The 21,070-nt window shown below is 61.0% G+C and carries 20 protein-coding genes and 1 pseudogene; 12 read left to right on the top strand and 9 right to left on the bottom strand.

Features of this window, described 5'->3' with window-relative positions:
• Positions 1–2: 2 nt before the first annotated feature.
• Positions 3–608 carry a pyridoxamine 5'-phosphate oxidase family protein gene (locus TK06_RS14355; protein ID WP_063325153.1) on the bottom strand — a complete coding sequence of 202 codons (606 nt, stop codon included), beginning with the start codon at positions 606–608 and terminating at the stop codon, positions 3–5.
• A 35-nt stretch (positions 609–643) separates the two neighbouring features.
• Positions 644–1,129 (bottom strand): GNAT family N-acetyltransferase, encoded by a 486-nt coding sequence (locus TK06_RS14350; protein WP_063322614.1) that lies wholly within the window; start codon positions 1,127–1,129, stop codon positions 644–646.
• A 140-nt stretch (positions 1,130–1,269) separates the two neighbouring features.
• Here TK06_RS14350 and TK06_RS14345 point away from each other — a divergent pair, with 140 nt between their 5' ends.
• The 4 genes and pseudogenes from TK06_RS14345 to TK06_RS14330 all read left to right on the top strand — a co-directional run bounded on the left by TK06_RS14345 (position 1,270) and on the right by TK06_RS14330 (position 3,513).
• Positions 1,270–1,704, top strand: a complete 435-nt coding sequence (locus TK06_RS14345) for a YybH family protein (protein WP_063322613.1) — start codon at positions 1,270–1,272, stop codon at positions 1,702–1,704.
• A 67-nt stretch (positions 1,705–1,771) separates the two neighbouring features.
• Positions 1,772–2,116, top strand: coding sequence for a YciI family protein (locus tag TK06_RS14340; protein ID WP_063322612.1), 345 nt, complete (start codon positions 1,772–1,774; stop codon positions 2,114–2,116).
• 27 nt (positions 2,117–2,143) lie between these two features.
• Positions 2,144–2,269 (top strand): annotated as a pseudogene (locus tag TK06_RS33480) (polyketide cyclase); the annotation flags it as partial.
• An 8-nt stretch (positions 2,270–2,277) separates the two neighbouring features.
• Positions 2,278–3,513 (top strand): RNA polymerase sigma factor, encoded by a 1,236-nt coding sequence (locus TK06_RS14330; protein ID WP_063322610.1) that lies wholly within the window; start codon positions 2,278–2,280, stop codon positions 3,511–3,513.
• 239 nt (positions 3,514–3,752) lie between these two features.
• Here TK06_RS14330 and TK06_RS14325 read toward each other — a convergent pair whose 3' ends face one another.
• The 4 genes from TK06_RS14325 to TK06_RS14310 form a co-directional block, all read right to left on the bottom strand.
• A complete protein-coding gene (locus TK06_RS14325; protein WP_063322609.1) occupies positions 3,753–5,096 on the bottom strand; it encodes an imelysin family protein in 1,344 nt (447 codons plus the stop codon).
• Between the two features lie 196 nt (positions 5,097–5,292).
• Positions 5,293–7,344: a putative bifunctional diguanylate cyclase/phosphodiesterase gene (locus TK06_RS14320; protein ID WP_063322608.1), complete on the bottom strand. Its 2,052-nt coding sequence runs from the start codon at positions 7,342–7,344 to the stop codon at positions 5,293–5,295.
• A gap of 295 nt (positions 7,345–7,639) precedes the next feature.
• A complete protein-coding gene (locus TK06_RS14315) occupies positions 7,640–8,236 on the bottom strand; it encodes a superoxide dismutase (protein ID WP_063322607.1) in 597 nt (198 codons plus the stop codon).
• 175 nt (positions 8,237–8,411) lie between these two features.
• Positions 8,412–9,014: a LysE/ArgO family amino acid transporter gene (locus TK06_RS14310; protein ID WP_063322606.1), complete on the bottom strand. Its 603-nt coding sequence runs from the start codon at positions 9,012–9,014 to the stop codon at positions 8,412–8,414.
• Positions 9,015–9,111: 97 nt separating this feature from the next.
• Between TK06_RS14310 and TK06_RS14305 the strand changes: the two genes are divergently transcribed.
• The 4 genes from TK06_RS14305 to TK06_RS14290 all read left to right on the top strand — a co-directional run bounded on the left by TK06_RS14305 (position 9,112) and on the right by TK06_RS14290 (position 13,182).
• Positions 9,112–10,011: a LysR family transcriptional regulator ArgP gene (locus TK06_RS14305; protein WP_063322605.1), complete on the top strand. Its 900-nt coding sequence runs from the start codon at positions 9,112–9,114 to the stop codon at positions 10,009–10,011.
• 85 nt (positions 10,012–10,096) lie between these two features.
• Positions 10,097–11,089, top strand: a complete 993-nt coding sequence (locus TK06_RS14300; protein WP_063322604.1) for an NAD-dependent epimerase/dehydratase family protein — start codon at positions 10,097–10,099, stop codon at positions 11,087–11,089.
• 138 nt (positions 11,090–11,227) lie between these two features.
• On the top strand, positions 11,228–12,103 hold the full coding sequence (locus tag TK06_RS14295; RefSeq protein ID WP_063322603.1) for a hypothetical protein: 876 nt from the start codon (positions 11,228–11,230) through the stop codon (positions 12,101–12,103).
• Between the two features lie 236 nt (positions 12,104–12,339).
• A complete protein-coding gene (locus TK06_RS14290; RefSeq protein WP_063322602.1) occupies positions 12,340–13,182 on the top strand; it encodes a cache domain-containing protein in 843 nt (280 codons plus the stop codon).
• A gap of 264 nt (positions 13,183–13,446) precedes the next feature.
• Here the strand turns inward: TK06_RS14290 and rapA are convergent, their stop codons facing one another.
• A complete protein-coding gene (rapA, locus tag TK06_RS14285) occupies positions 13,447–16,293 on the bottom strand; it encodes an RNA polymerase-associated protein RapA (protein ID WP_063322601.1) in 2,847 nt (948 codons plus the stop codon).
• Positions 16,294–16,521: 228 nt separating this feature from the next.
• Here rapA and TK06_RS14280 point away from each other — a divergent pair, with 228 nt between their 5' ends.
• The 3 genes from TK06_RS14280 to ccoM all read left to right on the top strand — a co-directional run bounded on the left by TK06_RS14280 (position 16,522) and on the right by ccoM (position 17,380).
• A complete protein-coding gene (locus TK06_RS14280) occupies positions 16,522–16,863 on the top strand; it encodes a hypothetical protein (protein ID WP_063322600.1) in 342 nt (113 codons plus the stop codon).
• Positions 16,864–16,957: 94 nt separating this feature from the next.
• The gene (locus TK06_RS32750; RefSeq protein ID WP_003198631.1) at positions 16,958–17,119 is read left to right on the top strand and encodes a hypothetical protein; all 162 of its coding nucleotides are present in this window, start codon (positions 16,958–16,960) and stop codon (positions 17,117–17,119) included.
• Positions 17,120–17,263: 144 nt separating this feature from the next.
• On the top strand, positions 17,264–17,380 hold the full coding sequence (ccoM, locus tag TK06_RS33275; protein WP_025212288.1) for a cytochrome c oxidase subunit CcoM: 117 nt from the start codon (positions 17,264–17,266) through the stop codon (positions 17,378–17,380).
• A gap of 169 nt (positions 17,381–17,549) precedes the next feature.
• Here the strand turns inward: ccoM and TK06_RS14275 are convergent, their stop codons facing one another.
• Both TK06_RS14275 and TK06_RS14270 read right to left on the bottom strand, forming a co-directional pair.
• Positions 17,550–19,025, bottom strand: coding sequence for an inorganic phosphate transporter (locus TK06_RS14275; protein WP_063322599.1), 1,476 nt, complete (start codon positions 19,023–19,025; stop codon positions 17,550–17,552).
• A gap of 365 nt (positions 19,026–19,390) precedes the next feature.
• Positions 19,391–19,591, bottom strand: a complete 201-nt coding sequence (locus TK06_RS14270; RefSeq protein ID WP_003198635.1) for a hypothetical protein — start codon at positions 19,589–19,591, stop codon at positions 19,391–19,393.
• Positions 19,592–20,168: 577 nt separating this feature from the next.
• Between TK06_RS14270 and pcaR the strand changes: the two genes are divergently transcribed.
• Positions 20,169–21,011 (top strand): pca regulon transcriptional regulator PcaR, encoded by an 843-nt coding sequence (pcaR, locus tag TK06_RS14265; protein ID WP_014336961.1) that lies wholly within the window; start codon positions 20,169–20,171, stop codon positions 21,009–21,011.
• The last annotated feature ends 59 nt before the right edge of the window (positions 21,012–21,070 follow it).

Raw genomic sequence — 21,070 nt, 5'->3', positions numbered from 1 at the left:
CTTCAGTACAGGCTGGCCTGCACCCGCGCAGGTGCTTCACGGTCATAAGTTTCGGCATCGAACTGCCCACCATTCAAGCGCTTGTGGATCGCCCCGGCGCTGGGCAGGGCCGAGCGCTCGAGATGGCGAGCCGGATTCCACAGGTCTGAGCGCACGATGGCTTTGGAGCAATGGAAAAACGCCGCTTCGACCGTCACCAGCAGCACCGTGCGAGCCGGCTTGCCGTTGACTGCAAAGCGTTCCAGCAGTGCGGGGTCGGCGCTGATCCGGGCCGTACCGTTGACCCGCAAGGTCTCGCCAATCCCGGGAATGAGGAACAGCAGCGACACCCGTGGATCGTGCAGGACGTTGCGCAGGGTGTCGATGCGGTTGTTGCCGAGGCGATCCGGCAAGGCCAGGGTGTGCTCGTCGAGGACCTGCACGAAACCCGGCACATCGCCCCGGGGCGAGCTATCGAGGCCGTCGGGCCCTGCCGAACCGATGACCACCAGGGGCGAGGCCCGGACCATCGCCTGGTAATCCTCGTTCAGGAAGGGGATCTGTTTGCGTACGGCCCGTTCGTGGGGCAGGCCATAAAGGGCTTCCAGCTGTTCAATCGAGGTCAACATCATCCATTCATCCTGAGTCTATGGGGCGAGGTCCATCAGAACGCCAACCCCATCCGCCGCTCGTAACCGATGCGGCCCTTGTAGGCCTCGCCACTGTCGACCCAGCCCAGCCGGGAGTACAGGCCGATGGCCGAGTCGTTATCGGCGTCAACCGACAGTTCCAGCCCGCGGATTTCCGGCCAGGCGGCTCGCGCCACGGCGGGTAGCGCCTGTAGGCAGGCCTTGCCATAACCTTTGCCCTGGGCCCGGTGATCGACTTGCAGGGCATGCAGGGTGGCGCTGTGTTCATTGGCCCAGGCGGGCAGTACCGGTGGGCGCTTGAGCAGCAGGAAGGCCACCGGCACCTCTTCAGCCAATAGCGCAAACCCTTTGACCCCGGGGCCTGGCTTGGACAGCAGGGTGTGCAGGGCACCGTGGATATCGCCAGCGAACTTGATCTGTTCGGGGTGGATTTCGATGGCGCTGACCTGTTCGCGTTGCAGCGGGGTCAGGTCTTCGTAGGGGACAAGCTGAGCGGTCACAAGAACGTCCGTTGTTTGCCTGCAGAATAGAACCTGGATTCTAGCGAATTTTTTCTTCGAATCATTTTTGTTGGGTTGTCGATTTGCTGTTTGTCCAAACGACAAAGGGTGTCCTCAACAAAAACCTGCGGAGAATCACCATGAATACCCAAGTCACGGAAACCGAAATCCAGGTCCTGATCGACACCTATCGCCAAGCGGTCATGGCCAAGGACGTTGAAAAGGTCATGGCACTCTATGACGAAGACATCGTCTCGTTCGATGCCATCCAGGCCTTGCAATTCAAGGGCAAGACCGCTTACCGGGCCCATTGGCAAGCCTGCATGGAAATGTGCCCCGGCCCGCACAAGTTCGACTTCCATCAGGTCAAGATTACCCCGGCAGAGAACATCGCCTTCGCCCACTGGCTGGCCTATTGCGGCGGCACCAATGACAAGGGCGAGGAGCAGGCCTGCTGGATGCGTGTGACGGCCTGCTACCGGCGTGTAGCCGGGCAATGGCGGATCGTCCATGAACATTGGTCCGCGCCGTTCGACCCGATGGCCGGTACGACGCTGTTTGACCTACAACCCTGATCGTCGGTTTTTTTGCTGGGCCACATTCTACCGTCCATAGTTGATCAGTCTGATCGCGGAGCCTTCCATGAAGTACCTATGCCTGGTGTATAGCAACGAACACACGCTGCACAACTCGCCCGACAGCCCGGAGGACGCCGAGTGCATGGCCTATGCGGAATCGATCCAGGGCAGTGGGCGGATGCTGGCCGCCGAGGCCCTGGAGTCGGTGCAGACCGCCACCACGGTGCGCATGCGCGGCGGCAAGCTGTCGATCATCGACGGCCCGTTCGCCGAAACCAAGGAGCAACTGGCGGGCTTCTACCTGATCGATGCCAAGGACCTCAACGAAGCCATCCAGGTCGCCGGCAATATCCCGGCGGCCCGGGTCGGCTGCGTCGAAGTGCGACCGGTACGCCAACTGAACCCCTGAACAATAAATACAAACAGGACTTCATTCATGAACCTTGCAGCTGCCCCCTACGCGTTATTCATCAGCCGAACGATCGACGCCCCGCGTCAGAAGATTTTCCGCCCCCGGAGCGAGCCAGCCTTGTTGGTCCAAGGGTGGGGCCCCCAAGGCATGCCCGACTGATGTCGGTCGAAGCGGTCCAGGCGCGGGTCGAGCAGGTTTATCGGCAAGACTCGCGGAGAATCCTGGCGACGTTGATTCGCCTGCTGGGGGACTTCGACCTCGCCGAAGAAGCCTTGCACGAGGCCTTCTTCATTGCGGTCGAGCGCTGGCAGCGCGACGGGGTGCCGGACAACCCGCGGGCCTGGCTGGTGTCTGCCGGGCGTTTCAAAGCCATCGACAGTTTGCGCCGGCGCGCGCGTTTCGCCGCGTCCCGGCCGATGTTGATCGCCCAGCTCGAAGAGCTGGAGCAGGGCCAGTGGAGTGACGAAGACGTGGAAGATGATCGCCTGCGGCTGATTTTCACCTGTTGCCACCCGGCCCTGGCGGCGGATGTCCAAGTGCCCCTGACGCTGCGGGAAGTCTGCGACCTGACCACTGAGCAAATCGCCCGGGCATTCCTCGCCGCCCCGGCGGCCATTGCCCAGCGTATCGTGCGGGCCAAGGCGAAAATTCGCGATGCCAGGATCCCCTACCAAGTGCCGTCCCGCGCGGAACTGCCGGAACGGCTGGACAGCGTGCTGCGGGTGATCTATCTGGTGTTCAACGAGGGTTATTCGGCCTCGATGGGCGCCGAGCTGACCCGCGAAGACCTGACGCGCGAAGCCATCCGCCTCGGGCGCCTGCTGATGGAATTGCTGCCCGACGCTGAGGTCATGGGGTTACTGGCATTGATGCTGCTGCACGAATCCCGGCGCCCGGCACGAACGTCATCGACCGGTGAACTGATCCTGCTGGATGAACAGGCACGATCCTTGTGGGATGCCGAGCTGATCGCCGAGGGCTGTGCATTGGTGGAGGCTGCGCTGAAGACCCGGCGGTTCGGGCCGTACTGCCTGCAGGCGGCGATTGCGGCGGTGCATGCCGAAGCACCGACGGCAGAGCAGACCGACTGGCCGCAGATCGTCGGGCTTTATGATGAGCTGCTGCGCGCCGTGCCGTCGCCGGTGATCGAACTCAACCGCGCCGCTGCCCTGGCCAAGCGCGACGGACCGGAAGTCGGCTTGCGCCTGGTCGAGGCGATCCTGGCGCGTGGGGAATTACTCGACTATCACCTGGCCTATTCGGCGCAGGCGGAATTCTGTCGTCAACTGGGACGATTGGACGAGGCGAGGGCGGCGTATCGACGGGCGCTCGAGTTGACGCAGCAACTGCCGGAACGGCGGTTTATCGAAGGGCGGCTTGCGGGGTTGCAGTGATGAGCCACCAAGGACCTGCAAGCACCGAATCTGTGGCGAGGGGATTTATCCCCGTTGGATTGCGAAGCAATCCCAGAACTCTGTGCAACGCTGCCAGTTGTCGGCGAGCGCTGCGCACTCGAGCGGGGATAAATCCCCTCGCCACAAGAACAGCTTCGGCTTTATTTCTACTGAGTGACGGGCATCAGGCAAAAAAAAAGCGACCCGAAGGTCGCTTTTTTTCAGCCAGCCGGCGTTGATCAGAACTCGTGATCAGCGTTGTCCGGGTTCAGGTCGCTGATACCCAGTTTGCCCGCGGCCTGTTCGATCGAACCGGTCTGCTTGACCAGTGCGGCGATGGCGTCGCGCACGATCTGGTTGCCCGCGGTGTTGCCGGCGGCGATCAGTTGGTCGTAGTGCTCACCCTTGTTGGCGTGATCGACCATGACCTGGATCTTGGCCTCGGTGTCGGCCAGGTCGGCCTTGAGCGCCGTATCCGCGGCTGGATCGGCTTTGGCGACCAGGGACGACAGGCTCGCGCCGGTCATCTTGGTGCCGTCGACGCGGGTGTATTCGCCCAGGTACACGTTACGCACGCCCTTGGCATCGTAGAAGTGCGAGTTGTGGGTGTTGTCGCTGAAGCAATCCTGCTCGTCTTCTGGCGAGTTGGCTTCCAGGGACACCTTCATGCGCTCGCCCGCCAGTTCACCCAGGGACAGGCTGCCCATGCCGAACAGCATCTTGCGCAGGCCGCTTTCGGCGGGCTCTGCTTCCAGGGTGGCGCGGTAGTTGTCGGCCACGTTCGGCTTCCAGTTGCCGACCATCTCTTCGAGGTCGTTGACCAGCAATTGGGTCACGGACTTGAGGTAGGCACGACGACGGTCGTTGTGACCACCGGTGGCGCCAGTACCTTGCAGGTAGTCCGATGCCGGGCGGTTGCCCGCACCAGGGCCGGTGCCGTTGAGGTCCTGGCCCCACAGCAGGAATTCGATGGCGTGGTAGCCGGTGGCGACGTTGGCCTCGGAACCGCCCAGCTCGTTGAGGCTGGCGAGTTTTTCCGGGGTGATGTCTTTTACATCGACTTTGTCTTCGCCAACCTGGACTTCGGTATTGGCGATGATGTTGGCGGTGGCGCCAGGGTTACCCAGGGCGTGTTCGTAGGATTTGTCGACGTAGTCGATCAGGCCTTCATCCAGGGGCCAGGCGTTCACTTGGCCTTCCCAGTCGTCGATGATGGTGTTGCCGAAGCGGAACACTTCACTTTGCAGGTAAGGCACGCGTGCGGCGACCCAGGCAGCCTTGGCGGCCTTCAGGGTCTCGGCGTTCGGCTTGGCCAGGAACGCGTCGACGGCGGTTTGCAGGGTTTTTGCAGTGGATTCGGCATCGCTGTAGACGGCATAGACGATGTCGGCATAGTGCGCGACGACGGCCTTGGCGGCCGCTTCGTCGATTTTGCCGGCGGCAGCAGGGGCGACCGGTGCCGCGGTGCTGGCGGCAGGCGTTGGCGCTTGCGGGGCGGCGGCCTTGTCTTTGCCTTCGCCGCAACCGGCGAGGGAAATAGCGATAGCCAGCAGACTGGCGGTAGCCAGGGGCATACGAATCATGGCAAACATCCTGCTTCGATGATGGATGGGACAGGCGCGAGGGTGCGCAAAACTGCGACATAATGCGAAAGATTTGCATTATGTGTAAAGGGTCGCAGGTGTAAATATTTCTTATTTAATGATGAAAGATTGCAGCCTTCGATAGTGTCTGTAGGAACTGCCTCGCAAAGCGAGGCTTGGCGCCCAGGGGCAGGAATCAGATGATGGACGCCTTGCTGCGCTCGGCCTGCTTCAAGTAAAGGCCCAATTCCCGTGCCGGCAGCGGTTTGCTGTAGTAATACCCCTGACCTTCGTGGCAGCCCTCGGCGATGATGTAGGCTTCCTGCTCGACTGTTTCGACGCCTTCGGCAATGACCTGCATCCCCAGGCTCTTGCCCAACTGGATGATGGCCCGGACGATGGTTGCATCGTCCTCGTCGTCGAGCAGGTCCTGGACGAAGCTCTTGTCGATCTTGATCTTGTCCAGCGGCAGGCTCTTGAGGTAGCTCAGGGACGAATAGCCGGTCCCGAAGTCATCGATGGCAATCAGCGCCCCGGAGCGGCGCAGGCTCAGCAAATGCTGGGCAGCGGTGGTGATGTCTTCCATCAGGCCGGTCTCGGTAACCTCCAGCTCCAGGCTGCGCGGCGGCAGCCGGTACATTTGCAGGAGATTGTTCACCACCCGCGGCAGTTCGGTGTGGTGCAGTTGCACCGTCGACAGGTTGACCGCCATGCGCAGGTCGACGAAGCCCTGGTCGTGCCAGTCGCGCAATTGCCTGCAAGCCTGGTCCAGCACCCATTCACCGATGGCGATAATGGTGCCGTTCTGCTCGGCCAGGGGAATGAACAGATCCGGCGGCACCAGGCCGTGTTCGGGATGGTGCCAGCGGATCAGGGCTTCGGTGCCCACCACCCGCAGGTCGCGGTAGCTGATCTGCGGCTGGTACACCAGCGTGAACTGCTCGCGGGCCAGGGCCTCGCGCAAGTCTTTCTCCAGTTCGCGGCGACGGCGCATCTCGCTGTCGACGCTGGCGATGTAGAACTGGTAGCGATTGCGCGAGCGGCTCTTGGCCAGGGTCATGGTCTGTTCGGCTTTCTGCAACAGTTTCTCGGTGCTGTCGCCGTCTTCGGGGAAGAGGGTGATGCCGATGGTGGCCCGCAGGCGGATTTGTTGATCGTCGATGGCGAACGGCGCTTCCAGGTCGTCGAGGATGCTTTGAGCCAGTTCGGCCGCCTCGTAAGGCTGTTCGATGTCGGCCTGGACCAGCGCGAACTGATCGCCCCCCAGCCGCGCCAGTGCGCCGAGTCGACCGCTGTGGGCCCGCAGCCGATCGGCCAGGGCCAGCAGCAACTGGTCGCCGGTCTGATAGCTGAACTGTTCGTTGATGCCCTTGAAATCATCCAGCCCTACACACAACACCGCCACCCGGCGTTGCAGGCGCCCGGCGTCCACCAGGATCTTGTCCAGTTGCTGTTGAAGTTGCTGGCGGTTGGGCAGACCGGTGAGAAAGTCGTACTGGGCCATGCGCAGCAGGCTGTTTTCCGCTTCGTGGCGCAGGTGCGTGTTGCGCTCGATGGATTCGAGCAGTTGGTTGGCCGTATTGATCCACAGGCCCAGTTCGTTTTGCTCGTGGCCGCGCAGCTGCGGGATCTTGTGGGCGCTGGGGCGATCGGGGTTGATCTCGGTCAGGTGCTCGATGATCCGCGACAACGGCTTGGTCAGCAGCCAGTGATAGACCAGGTACAGCACCAGGCCCATGGCCAGGGCCCGCAGCATTCCGGAGATGAAGATGATCACCGAGCTGACGATGAAACCCTCGCCGTAGGTGGCGGTGTCGAGGGTAATGCTCAGGTCGCCGTAATATTCGCTATAGGGGCCGCGTCCCACCAGTTGCGTGGTGAAGGTGCGCTCCTTGCCCAGGATCAGGTCGGTCAGCCAGCGGCTTTCGGAGCGCTGCAAGGGCCGGGTTTTTTCGGCGAGCATGGTTTCGCGTGGATGGCCGATGGAAGCCATGCGTACGGCTTCGTCCTGGAACAGGCCCTCGATCACTTGCATGCCCATCTCCCGGTCCAGGCTGTAGACGGCCTGGGTCGAAGGATCGCGGAACATGTCGAGGATCCGTTGGGCGTCACTGGCGACAGCCTGGTTGGTTTTGTAGGCATCGAACACGATCTGGGCGCAGCTCAAGACCATGCCAACGATCAATGCCGAGAGGAGCACGACCCGGAGTAACTTCACAGACAAGCTGTTCTTGAGTTCCAGCTTCAAAGAGTGGTTCCTTGTTCCGTGCGGGTAGCGTCAAGTTGCCATGAGTATTGGCAATCCTGTGATGTCAGTCAAAGGGACAATCAAACACAAGGTTTTTCGCTTGAAACCTTGCCGGTGTACGTTTTTTCCAGAGTGATTGCTCTACGACCATTGTGTCGGTTGGAAGGGGCCGCAACTTGAGGCCTCCAGGGATTTTTTCTTGGGGTTCCAGACGCGAGGTATTTTGCCTGCGGTCATTTTTTTCCGGCAAAAAAAACCCGGCACGACGCCGGGTTTTCTTGTCTGGCATTGGCGCTTAGGCGGTGAAGGCTTTGCCTTCGAACTGCTCGGCGACGAATTTCCAGTTGACCAGGTTCCAGAACGCTTCGACGTATTTCGGGCGAAGGTTGCGGTAGTCGATGTAGTAAGCGTGTTCCCACACGTCGCAGGTCAGCAGCGGGGTGTCACCGCTGGTCAGCGGGTTGCCGGCACCAATGGTGCTGGCCAGGGCCAGGGAACCGTCGGCCTTTTTCACCAGCCAGCCCCAGCCGGAACCGAAGGTGCCGATGGAGGTTTTGCTGAACTCTTCCTTGAACTTGTCGAACGAACCGAAGGCCTTGTTGATGGCTTCAGCCAGCGCGCCGGTTGGTTGACCGCCGGCGTTCGGTGCCAGGCAGTTCCAGTAGAAGGTGTGGTTCCAGACCTGAGCGGCGTTGTTGAAGATACCGCCCGAGGAAGTCTTGACGATTTCTTCCAGGGTCTTGCCTTCGAACTCGGTGCCAGGCACCAGGTTGTTCAGGTTCACGACATAGGTGTTGTGGTGCTTGTCGTGGTGGTATTCCAGTGTTTCCTTGGAAATGTGTGGCGCCAGTGCGTCGTGTGGATAGGGCAGCGGCGGCAATTCGAAAGCCATGGTGATTCTCCTAATCAGGTCAGTTGCGGTGAGCGCAAGGCCGATCACGGGCGGCCAGACTAGCGCCGGGGAGTTTGTACTCTTTGCGGCGCAGGAGTCGGATCATAGCACCGGGGGGGCGGCATAACCACGCAACAACTGTGTGGAATAGAGGTTCCAGAGCGGTTTGGAATAATCAGCCGTTGACGATCAATTGCACCGCCACGGTAAACATCATCACCGCCACGAGCAGGTCGAGGATCCGCCAGGTGCTTGGACGAGCCAGCCAGGGTGCCAGCCACGCAGCGCCGAAGGCCAGGGTGAAGAACCACAGCAGCGAGGCACTGGCCGCGCCCACGACATAGGCGCCAGGCACGCTCTGCTGGGCACCGAGAGAGCCGATCAGCAGCACGGTGTCGAGGTAGACGTGGGGGTTGAGCAGCGTCACCGCCAGGGCGCTGAGCAGCACCGCCCGCAGCGAGCGTACAGCCTGGTTTTCCCCCTGTCGCAGGCTTTGCTTCGAGCAGGCCCGGCGCAGGGCCAGGCTGGCGTACCAGAGCAGGAACGCTGCACCGCCCCAGCGGGCAATCGACAGCAGCAACGGACTCTGGGCCAGCAAGGTCGCCAAGCCGAAAACCCCGGCGGCGACCAGCAGCGCATCGAACGTGACGCACAGCGCCGCCACGGGCAGATGATGTTCGCGGCGCAGGCTCTGGGCCAGCACAAATGCGTTCTGGGCGCCGATGGCCATGATCAGCCCAAAGGCCACCAGCAGGCCGTTCATATAACTTTGCCACATAGGTTTGATCCCCGGTTTGTGTCTCAATGCTGGCCATTCTCCGGGGAAGGGCTGTATAAGAAAAACCAATCCTGCTGACTGCTCATTAGGAAAACTGATGTTCGATTACAAATTGCTTTCTGCCCTGGCTGCCGTGGTCGAGCAGGCCGGTTTCGAGCGCGCGGCCCAAGTGTTGGGTTTGTCGCAATCGGCCATTTCCCAACGAATCAAACTGTTGGAAGCACGCGTCGGCCAGCCCGTGCTGGTACGTGCCACGCCGCCAGCGCCCACGGAGATCGGCCGACGGCTGCTCAATCACGTGCAACAGGTGCGTCTGCTTGAGCGCGACCTGCAAGGCCTGGTGCCGGCCCTGGATGAAGAGGGTTTGCCGGAGCGTTTGCGCATCGCCTTGAACGCCGACAGCCTGGCAACCTGGTGGGCGGCGGCCGTGGGCGATTTCTGCGCCGAGCAGCACCTGTTGCTCGACCTGGTGGTGGAGGACCAGACCGTTGGTCTCAAGCGCATGCGCGCCGGTGAAGTGGCGGCGTGTGTCTGCGCCAGCGAACGCCCGGTGGCGGGCGCCCGCAGTGTTTTGCTGGGGGCGATGCGCTACCGGGCGATGGCCAGCCCAGCGTTCATCGCCCGGCATTTCCCCGACGAGGTGCGGGCCGATCAACTGGCCCGTACGCCGGCATTGGTGTTTGGCCCGGATGATTTCCTGCAGCACCGCTACCTCGCGTCCGTAGGCGTGGAGGGCGGTTTCGAGCACCATCTGTGTCCCTCGTCCGAAGGTTTTATCCGTCTTGCTGAAGTCGGGCTGGGCTGGGGGCTCGTGCCGGAGCTGCAAGTGCGCGAACAGCTGGAGCGAGGCGTGCTGGTGGAATTGTTGGCAGATAAACCGATCGATGTGCCGCTGTACTGGCATCATTGGCGCAATGGCGGGCAGTTGCTCGGCTTGTTGACCGAACAGTTGATCCGCTCCTCCCGGCAGTGGCTGGTGCCTTGGGAGGCGCAGTAGACGTCAAGCTGCTGGTAAAAGCGGCGCACAGATAAAATTGCAGGCTGTAGCGCAAGGCTCGTAACCGCATTTCTTAGGAGCATTCATGAAAATTCTGGTCACCGGCGCGAGCGGCTTCATTGGCGGACGCTTCGCGCGTTTCGCCCTGGAGCAAGGCCTGGATGTACGGGTCAATGGTCGCCGGGCCGAGAGCGTGGAACACCTGGTGCGTCGCGGTGCACAGTTTGTCCAAGGGGATCTGAGCGACCCGCTGCTGGCCCGGGATTTGTGCCTGGATGTCGAAGCCGTCGTGCATTGCGCCGGTTCCGTGGGACTTTGGGGCCGCTACCAGGATTTCCACCAGGGCAATGTCCAGGTCACGGAAAATGTCGTCGAGGCCTGCCTCAAGCAAAAGGTTCGCCGGCTGGTTCATCTGTCCTCGCCGTCCATCTACTTCGACGGTCGTGACCACCTCGGGTTGACCGAAGAACAGGTGCCCAAGCGCTTCAAGCACCCTTACGCGGCCACCAAGTACCTGGCCGAGCAGAAAGTCTTCGGCGCCCAGGAGTTCGGCCTGGAAGTGTTGGCCCTGCGCCCGCGTTTCGTGACCGGTGCCGGTGACATGAGCATTTTTCCGCGGCTGTTGAAAATGCAGCGCAAGGGGCGCCTGGCGATTGTCGGCAACGGGCTGAACAAAGTGGATTTCACCAGCGTGCAAAACCTCAACGAAGCGCTGCTCAGCAGCCTGCTGGCTACCGATTCAGCATTGGGCAAGGCCTATAACATCAGCAATGGGGCACCGGTTCCACTGTGGGATGTGGTCAATTATGTGATGCGCCAGATGGAAGTCCCGCAGGTCCGGCGTTATCGTTCCTACGGCTTGGCTTATAGTGTTGCGGCCCTGAATGAAGGTTTCTGCAAATTGTGGCCGGGCCGCCCCGAACCGACGCTGTCGCGCCTGGGCATGCAGGTCATGAACAAAAATTTCACCCTGGACATCAGCCGGGCCCGGCATTATCTCGATTATGATCCGCAGGTCAGCCTGTGGACCGCCCTCGATGAATTTTGTGCCTGGTGGAAGGTACAGCAGCCGGTATGACTAGCCATACAGCCCACCCGAGTACCCGCTGATCGGCCCGTCATGAACCGACTGCCAGGTTCGGGGTCAATCGGTGCGGCGGGCGAGGGGGTTATACTCGCCGCATCAAGCCATCACCGGTTTCCCAAAGGTTGAACCATGCCCATGCGTAACGATGCCAACGACGACTTCGATGATGTACCGAGCCTGCGGATGCGGGCCGACATTCCCGATGACGATGATTTCCTGCCCAACCGCCAGCCTCACGTGCAAGCACGCCCGGCTCCCGTTGCCGCGGCCAAGGTCAAGGGGCCCAGCACCGGGCCGCTGTGGGCATTGGTCGGCGCGCTGCTGTGTGCGTTCGGTTTCCTGGCCTGGTGGAGCTTCCAGCAAATTTCCCTGATGGAGCAGCAACTGGTGGCCACCCAGGAGAGCTTCGCGCGGATCAGTGAAGATGCGGCGGGGCGACTGCAGGAGTTTTCCGGCAAGGTCGTCGCCGGCCAGTCCAATGTGATGAGCGACAGTGAGGCCTTGAAACTGCAGATCAAGCAGTTGGAAAGCAAGCTGCAGGATCAGGGTAAGCAATTCGACAACAAACTGTTGGAGCAGTATAAGCAACAGCAAGCTACCTTCGGTCCGTCCGCCGACTTGGACAAGGAACTGGCCCAGCTCATTGCCCAGGCCTCTGAGCAGCAGAACACCAACGCCCAGTTGCAAGCGTCCAACAAGGAACTCCAAGCCCAGGTCAAGACGCTGGTGGCTGAAGTTAACGCCCTGAAAAGCCAAGGCGAGGGTGGTGCCCTGGATGCTCAGCTCAAGAGCATCGGAGCCGACATCACCGCCCTGAAAAGAGCCACCTCCAACTCGGCCATCGATCGCCTGGAGCAGGACATGATCGTGCTCAAGAGCCAGCAGGACAAGGGCGGCAACACTGCCGAGTTCGACGCCTTCCGTGGCCAGGTCACCCGTAACATCAACACCTTGCAAGCGCAGATCCAGAACTTGCAGCAGCAACTCCGCGCTGGGGCTCAATAAGCCTGTGGGCGTTTGTTCGCGATAGCGATTGTGAATGTGCCGCTGCTATCGCGAGCAAGCTCGCTCCCACAGGAAACGCTGTCCAGCGTGGGAGCGAGCTTGCTCGCGATGGCACCGCCTCTGTCAGTAACCATACCCGCTGACGCCTCCGGCTCTCCAGCAATTCCCTGAATACTCCAACATCACCCCACGCCGTCTACGCTCTTGAAACACCAACAAGAACGAGGGGCGCGCATATGGGTTTTTTTCACAGGATGGCCTGGCTGGGCGCAATGCTTGTGCTGGGGCTGGCACCGGTTCATGCAGCGACGCCGGATGACGGCCAGGCGGCCCGCTCGCTGCTGGAAAAGGCCTTGGCTTACTACCACGACAACGGCGACAAAGCCTTTGCCGCCTTCAGTCGCCAGGGGGAATTCGTCGACAAGGATCGCTACGTATTCGTGGTGGATACCCAGGGTGTGATGCTCGCCAGCGGCGGGCCTTCCTCGGCGCTGATCGGGCGAGACGTGTCTGAAGTGCTGGGCCCGGACCTGCGCAAAGCCTTCAAGGACGCCTTGAAGACTCCCGAGGCCAGTGGCATCCAGCAAGCCGAGTACCGTTGGCAGAACTGGTCGGACGGCAAGGTCGAGCGCAAGCATGTGTATTTCCAGCGTATCGGCGAACGGATTCTGGCTGTCGGCTACTACCTGCCCCGGGCTTCCGCCGAACAGGCCAGGGCGTTGCTGGACAAGGCTTCGAGCGACCTGTTGAAAAATGAGAAGGCCACGCTGACGGCGGTTAACTCCCTCAAGGGTGGTTATCTGCAGGATGACTTGTACGTCTTTGTCGTCGACCTCAATACCCGGCGCTATGTCGGTCACGGCACCAACCTGCGGTTGATCAATACCGACTTCGCCAAGGTCAAGGACCCCGATGGCAAGCCGGTGGGCGAGCCGATCCTGGCCATGATCGGCAAGCAGGACGTGGGGGAGTATGAGTATCGGTGGAAGAACCCGGTGACCGGCAAGGTCGAGGACAAGCACGCGTACCTGAAGAAGGTCGGGCATTTCCTGGTGGCGGTGGGATATTACAGTCCTTGATGCCAAGGCCAAGGCCAAGGCTGGAGCTGAAGCCGACAGGGCATTGTGGCGATGGGATTTATCCCCGTTGGGTTGCGCAGCAACCCTCTGCATTTCAACTGACAATCGCGGCGCATGATGGATTCTGGGGCTGCTGCGCAACCCAGCGGGGATAAATCCCCTCGCCACAGTTGACCATGTCCTGGCCAGGCATTTCTGTGTTTGGCAGGTTGCTCACAAAAAGGCCCGCATCGCTGCGGGCCTTTTTTCGGACTACTGTGGCAATCAGCCCGCCACCAACACCCGAATCGCCTCCAGGCGCAACGCCGCTTTCTCAAGCATCGCCAGCCCTTGCTCGCGCTGTTGGCGCAGGGCTACCAGTTCGCTGTCGCGCACGGTCGGGTTGACCGCTTGTAGGGCGGTCAGGCGTGCCAATTCCTCGTCGGTATCGGCGGCCAGGCGACGCTGGGCCTCGGCCACGCGTTCGGCGTGACGCGGGGTGATCTTCTCTTCGCCGGCGTTGATCCGCGGCGTGAGTTGGTCGCGCTGGGCCTGGATGAACTTGTTGGCGCTGGCGCGTGGCACGCTTTCGAGCTGGTCGTTCAAGGTTTCGAACGAAACCCGGGCGGCCAGGTCGTTGCCGTTGGCGTCAAGCAGGCAGCGCAGGGCGGCCGGCGGCAGGTAGCGGCCCAGTTGCAGCGAGCGCGGGGCCACTACTTCACTGACGTAGAGCAGTTCCAGCAACACGGTGCCGGGCTTGAGGGCCTTGTTCTTGATCAGCGCCACGGCGGTGTTGCCCATGGAACCGGACAGCACCAGATCCATGCCGCCTTGCACCATCGGGTGCTCCCAGGTGATGAACTGCATGTCTTCGCGCGACAGCGCCTGGTTGCGGTCGTAGGTGATGGTCACGCCTTCGTCGTCGCCCAGCGGGAAGCTGGCGTCGAGCATTTTTTCGCTCGGCTTGAGGATCAGCGCGTTTTCCGAATGGTCCTCGCTGTCGATACCAAAGGCGTCGAACAGGGTTTCCATGTAGATCGGCAGGGCGAACTGGTCGTCCTGCTCGAGAATGGCTTCCACCAGCGCATCGCCTTCACCGGCGCCGCCGGAGTTGAGCTCCAGCAAACGGTCTCGACCGGTGTGCAGCTCGGCCTCCAGGCGTTCGCGTTCGGTGCGGGCTTCGTCGATCAGTGCTTGCCACTGGCCATCGTCGGCTTCTTCCAGCAATGGCAGCAGGCGCGGGCCGAACTGATGCTGCAAGGCGTTGCCAGTCGGGCAAGTGTTGAGGAAGGCATTCAGGGCTTCGTGATACCACTGGAACAGCCGCGCCTGTGGGCTGGTTTCCAGGTACGGCGCGTGCAGCTCGATGGTGTGCTTCTGGCCGATCCGGTCCAGACGGCCGATACGTTGCTCGAGCAGGTCCGGGTGCGCCGGCAGATCGAACAGCACCAGGTGATGGGCGAACTGGAAGTTGCGCCCCTCACTGCCGATTTCCGAGCAGATCAGCACCTGGGCACCAAACTCTTCGTCGGCGAAATAGGCCGCCGCGCGGTCGCGCTCCAGGATGTTCATGCCTTCGTGGAACACCGTGGCCGGAATGCCGGAACGTACGCGCAGGGCGTCTTCCAGGTCCATGGCGGTTTCGGCGTGGGCACAGATCACCAGTACTTTGGTGCGCTTGAGCATCTTCAGGGTGTCGATCAACCACTCGACCCGCGGGTCGAAACGCCACCAGCGTTCTTCTTCGCTGGCGTCCGGCTGGGCTTGGAAGCTGACTTCCGGGTACAGCTCGGGATGATCGCCCAGCGGCAATTCGAGGTATTCGGCCGGGCACGGCAGCGGATAGGCGTGCAGCTTGCGCTCCGGGAAACCCTGCACGGCGGCGCGGGTGTTGCGAAACAGCACGCGGCCAGTGCCGTGGCGGTCCAGCAGTTCACGCACCAGGCGGGCACTGGCTTCGACATCGCCATCACTGACCGCGGTCAGCAATGCTTCACCTTCATTGCCCAGGAAGCCTTGGATGGTTTTGTGGGCCTCGGGCGAAAGACGGCCTTTGTCCAACAACTCCTGCACGGCTTCGGCCACCGGGCGATAATTCTCGCTCTCGGCACGGAAGGCCTTGAGGTCGTGGAAGCGATTCGGGTCCAGCAGGCGCAGGCGAGCAAAGTGGCTGTCCTGGCCCAGTTGTTCCGGGGTCGCGGTCAGCAGCAGCACGCCCGGGATCGTCTCGGCGAGTTGCTCGACCAGCGCGTACTGCGGGCTGACCTGATCTTCGTGCCACACCAGGTGATGGGCTTCGTCGACCACCATCAGGTCCCAGCCGGCGGCGAACAGCGCGTCCTGGGCCTTCTCGTCGTCCACCAGCCACTCCAGCGCCACCAGGGCCAGTTGAGTGTCTTCGAACGGGTTGCTGGCATCGCTTTCGATGAAGCGTTCTTCGTCGAACAGCGCGACTTGCAGGTTGAAACGTCGACGCATTTCCACCAGCCATTGGTGCTGGAGGTTTTCCGGTACCAGGATCAGGACGCGGTTGGCGCGGCCGGACAGCAGTTGACGATGGATGACCAGGCCGGCCTCGATGGTCTTGCCCAGGCCCACTTCGTCCGCCAGCAACACCCGCGGCGCAATGCGGTCGGCTACTTCACGGGCAATGTGCAATTGGTGGGCGATAGGCTGGGCACGGACGCCGCCCAGGCCCCAAAGCGAAGACTGCAACTGGCGGCTGGTGTGTTCCAGGGTGTGGTAGCGCAGGGAGAACCAGGCCAATGGGTCGATCTGGCCGGCGAACAGACGGTCGCTCGCCAGGCGGAACTGGATAAAGTTCGACAGTTGGGTTTCCGGCAGGGTGACGACTTCGTTCTGTCCGTTGAGGCCGTGGTAGACCAGCAGCCCGTCGATGTCATCGACTTCGCGCACGGTCATTTTCCAGCCTTCGAAGTGAGTGATCACATCGCCCGGCGAAAACCGTACACGGGTGAGCGGCGCGTTCCGTAGCGCGTACTGGCGAGTGTCGCCAGTGGCCGGATAGAGCACGGTCAACAAGCGGCCGTCCTGTGCCAGAACGGTGCCTAAACCCAGCTCGGCTTCGCTGTCACTGATCCAGCGTTGCCCCGGTTGATACTGCTGCGCCATGCTGCCTGACTCCCGCCTTGAAAAAGCCGGTTATCTTAACGGAAGGATCCCTCAGACCAAAGGATTTACGTACGTTGATTAGTGAGCGACGCACGGAACTTACGCTTGCCCAGCGATCAAACGAGCTCGGCCCTGGGGATCGCTGCAATGCCAACTGGGTCACAAGTTTCAGACCGGCGGTTCAAGCTGCCACTTTCCCAGCCGACAACCTGAAGACAGGAGACCTTTATGTTGCCACCCATGCTCCCTTTGAGCGCCGTACCTATCACCGCTCAACAGGATCCGGTTCGCCAGCGACCGGACATACCGCCCGTGGTCCCGGTGCAGCAAAGCTCCAACGAAAGCACCATCGACCTGCAGAGCCGCGACCCGGAAGAGGCCGCGCTGCTGTTGCGCGAGGAACAGCGTCGCCGGCAGGAGCGCGACAAGCGCCACCGCGAGGCCAATGAAGATCCTGAAGAACACCTGGCCGTACCGGGTACCGAACTCAACGCCGACAACACCGTGCCGGTGGTGCCGCTGATGGACGAAGAGTCGCGCCAGGGCTTGTGGGTCGATATCCAGATCTGATTCAGGCGTTTGCCGACGTACGCAGGCTGGTCAACGCCGTCAACACCCCGCATCATGGGCGCATCCGCAATTCACTGCACGATGCCCACACGCCATGAGCCAAGACGATAAGCTGATCGACCTCAGTGCCGAGCGCGCCAAGCGCGTTCACGACCTCAACGAAAAGCGCCTCAATGAAGTCCGCCAGGCTTTCGAGCAGGCCATGCCGTTGGGCAAGCCCAAGAAAAAGTCGAAAAACAAACCGAAAAAGCGCTGAACCCCCTCGATCCATTGATGCAGATCAGTTATTTCCCCACCTTTTCGCCCCGTTGCGGGCGTTATTGACCCCGGTCAATTTTCATCCAGGCCTGATTGGTTAACTTGAAGCCATCGCAACAGGGGCAAGACCAGGAGGCCAGTCATGTTTTTCGATAATGTGGTGTTTGCCGGTGTGTTGACGGTCGGCCTCATGTTCGTATTTTTCGCAGGTTTTGGATTATTCATCTGGAAAGACGCACACAAGCGGAAAAAACCGTAGGTCTTTCCGGCTAAAACGAGCACGCAAGGCATTTTGGGCGACTTCGGTCGCCCTTTTTTTTTGGCCAAATTTTCCCTGTTCCACACAAGACCATTGTGGGGGCGAGGTGTTTTAAGCATAAAAAAAGGTGCGACCCATCAGGATCGCACCTTTTTTGTGGCTGCTGGAATCAGCTGCCCAAGGCCTTGGACGCCAACCAGAACAGCCCGGCCGACAGCGCCACCGTTGCCGGCAGGGTCAGCACCCAGGCCAGCAGGATGTTGCGCACGGTGCCACCTTGCAGGCCGCTCTTGTTCGCGACCATGGTACCGGCCACGCCCGAAGACAGTACGTGGGTGGTGGAAACCGGCAGGCTGAAAATGTTCGCCGCGCCGATCATGCACGCGGTGGTGATTTGCGCCGACATGCCCTGGGCGTAGGTCATGCCTTGCTTGCCGATCTTCTCGCCGATGGTCAGTACCACACGCTTCCAGCCGACCATGGTGCCCAGGCCCAGTGCCAGGGCGACCGCCAGGATCACCCAGAATGGGGCGTACTCGGTGGTGCCGGTCAGGTCCTTGCGCAGTTTGTTCAGGTCGTCTTTCTCACGGGCTGCCAGGCCTGGCAGTTTGCCAACCTTCTTCGCCGTGTCGTCCAGGCAGAGCAAGTAGCGACGCACTTCGATACGGCTTTCCGACGGCAGCGAATGGTAGTCAGCCACGCCCTTGAGGGTGTTGAGCAGGGCATCGATGGTGGGTTCGGTCTGCTGCGGGTTGCAACGGAATTTTTCCGGCAGATCGCCTTCCACGCTCTTGCCCAGCGCCAGGTATTCACCCAGGGATTCGCTGTTGCGCTGGTAGAACTGGCTCAGGTGCAGGGTCGCGTCGCGGGTCCGCTCGATCTGATACGTGGTGCTGCTCAGGTCGAGCACGAACTGCGAAGGCACGATACCGATCAGCACCAGCATGATCAGGCCGATGCCTTTCTGGCCATCGTTGGAGCCATGGACAAAACTGACGGCCATGGCCGAAATCACCAGTACCAGGCGATTCCAGAACGGCGGGTGCTTCTTGTCATCGATCTTGCGGCGCTGTTCCGGTGTCTTGTGCATCTTCGACAGCGGACGCCACCATTTCAGGCCGATCAGCACCAGGGCAGCGATCAGGAAGCCGGCCATGGGCGAGAACACCAGGGAGGCGCCGATATCGATCGCCTTCTGCCAGTTCACCCCATCGGCCAACGGGATATCGTTGATCAACGCATTGGCCAGGCCCACGCCGAGGATCGAGCCGATCAACGTGTGGGAGCTGGACGCCGGGATACCGAAGTACCAGGTGCCCAGGTTCCAGGTAATGGCCGCTGCGAGCAGCGAAAACACCATGGCGAGCCCGTGTCCGGTGTTCACATTGATCAGCAGCTCTACGGGCAGCAAGTGAACGATGGCGTACGCCACCCCCACACCACCCAGCAGCACGCCGAGGAAATTGAACACACCGGAAAAGAACACCGCCAGATGAGGCGGCATGGCTTTGGTGTAGATAACAGTGGCAACCGCGTTAGCGGTGTCATGAAAGCCGTTGATGAACTCGAAGGCGAGGACAAAAGCCAGGGCGAGCAAGAGGCTCACAAGCACCCAAGCATCCAGTCCGCTGAATAAATCGATCATGAAGGTTTTCTGACCCGGTCATAAGGGGGCGCGATTATGCCAGAAAACCATGGCAATCGATGCATTGCCTGCTCATCGGCAACATTCTTCAACGAAATAATTTGTAGGAATGGCTCTGGCGCGAGGTTTTCCGTGGGGCGCGTAACCCTTTGATTCAGGGGCGCAAAGCGTCCTGGAGCCTGACCGCCGCCCCGTGTAGAGCACTTCGAGCGGTTGCATGAAATATCTGAAAAGAAGGTCGGCCATGAGCCTTCCCGGCCGTCGGGCGGGAGCGGATGGCGGCCCGCTCATGGCGGGCGTGCGCTGCGGTTTCCGGCCTGGATGGCGGCCGGAGACCTCTTCACAAGAACATCATGCCCAGCGCGTCACTGCTCTTCGGCTTTGAGTTCTTTTTCCATTTTCTGGAGTTCCTGGGTGAAGGCCTGGTCCTGAACGGTGGCGCGCTTACGCCAGGGTTTACGTTCCGGTTCAGGTTGTGCGGCGTAGGTGGTGATTTCCCCGCCGTAAACTTCCTTGTAACGTTGTTCCTGGCGCTCAAGTTCCGCGCGCAGTTCGTCTTTCGTCACAGTTGTACCTAATTAATTGAAATTGAATCTGGTGATACGCACTGCATGTAGACATGCAGACGGCCACGGCACCAGAGCTGACAGCTGACGTAGCATCAGGGCTTCGTGTTGTTGCCAATACAGGGGAAGCGACCTAAAGGTGCTTCGGGCGCCAGGGTATTACCAAGGTGCCTGCGTACGGGAGCGGTCGATTGGCCGTACCGTCGCTGAGTTGCATTATAGCGGTCCAGCTGAATAACACTATCGGGAAATATTTAAAGGGGCCTGTTGTTGTGTGAATCGATGTTTGTATGTGCAAACTTGTGTCAATCAGGTTTCAGAAGATGTCTGCTAGTGCCGATATCCTGATGCCGTTCAAGGCGACAAGTTCAATATCGCCCGCGCCTTCACGTCAAATCGCTTGTCACTCTCGCTCAACTTGTTATCGGGCGTTCGACGGCTGTCGAACTCATGATACCGGGCAGGATTGCGATTATCGGTTGCTGGTTCGATAATCGAACACTGTTGGCGGTCCGGCCCTTGTCTGTCCGTCGGACAGCCGCTTGTAATAGCCGTCATTCCCCGGGAAGGACCAGACATGAACGACCAATTGCGCAATGCTTTCACTTCAGTCGCGCCACCGATCGTCGCCTCGCCGGCCAAGCGGATCCAGGCCCTGACCGGCGATCCCGATTTCATGACGTCCCTGGCCCGCGGGTTGGCCGTGGTCCAGGCCTTCCAGGAGCGCAAGCGGCACCTGACCATTGCCCAAATCAGCCATCGTACGGAAATCCCTCGCGCCGCCGTCAGACGTTGCCTGCATACCTTGATCAAGCTGGGCTACGCCACCACGGATGGACGGACCTATTCGCTGCTGCCCAAAGTGCTGACCCTGGGGCACGCCTATCTGTCCTCGACGCCGCTGGCCGTTTCTGCCCAGCCGTACCTGGACCGCATGAGCGAGCAATTGCACGAGGCCTGCAACATGGCGACGCTCGAAGGCGACGATATCCTCTATATCGCCCGGTCAGCCACCACCCAGCGCCTGATTTCGGTCGATCTGTCGGTCGGCGGGCGTCTTCCAGCCTATTGCACTTCGATGGGCAGGATTCTCCTGGCGGCCCTGGATGACGCTTCGCTGCGCGACTACCTGGACCATGCCGACCTGCAAGCCAAGACCAGCCGCACCTTGCACACCCCCGAGGCATTGCTTGAATGCCTGGAACAGGTGCGGCAGCAAGGCTGGTGCATCGTCGACCAGGAGCTGGAACAGGGCCTGCGTTCGATTGCCGTGCCGGTGTACGACGCTTCCGGTCAAGTAGTGGCCGCGCTCAACGTCAGCACCCATGCCGGGCGGGTCAGCCGCAATGAGCTGGAACAGCGCTTCCTGCCAGGCCTGCTGGGGGCCAGCCGCGACTTGAGCGCGCAGCTGTTCACTTAAGCTGTTCGATAAACGCACACAGTCGGCGGCGATGAATTGACGGTATTTGCCTGCCCTCA

Origin of the sequence: Pseudomonas fluorescens (assembly GCF_001623525.1) — a bacterium.
Classification (GTDB): domain Bacteria; phylum Pseudomonadota; class Gammaproteobacteria; order Pseudomonadales; family Pseudomonadaceae; genus Aquipseudomonas; species Aquipseudomonas fluorescens_Q.
The sequence above is the reverse complement of the archived record's forward strand: the minus strand, read 5'-3'. Positions and strand labels throughout refer to the sequence as shown.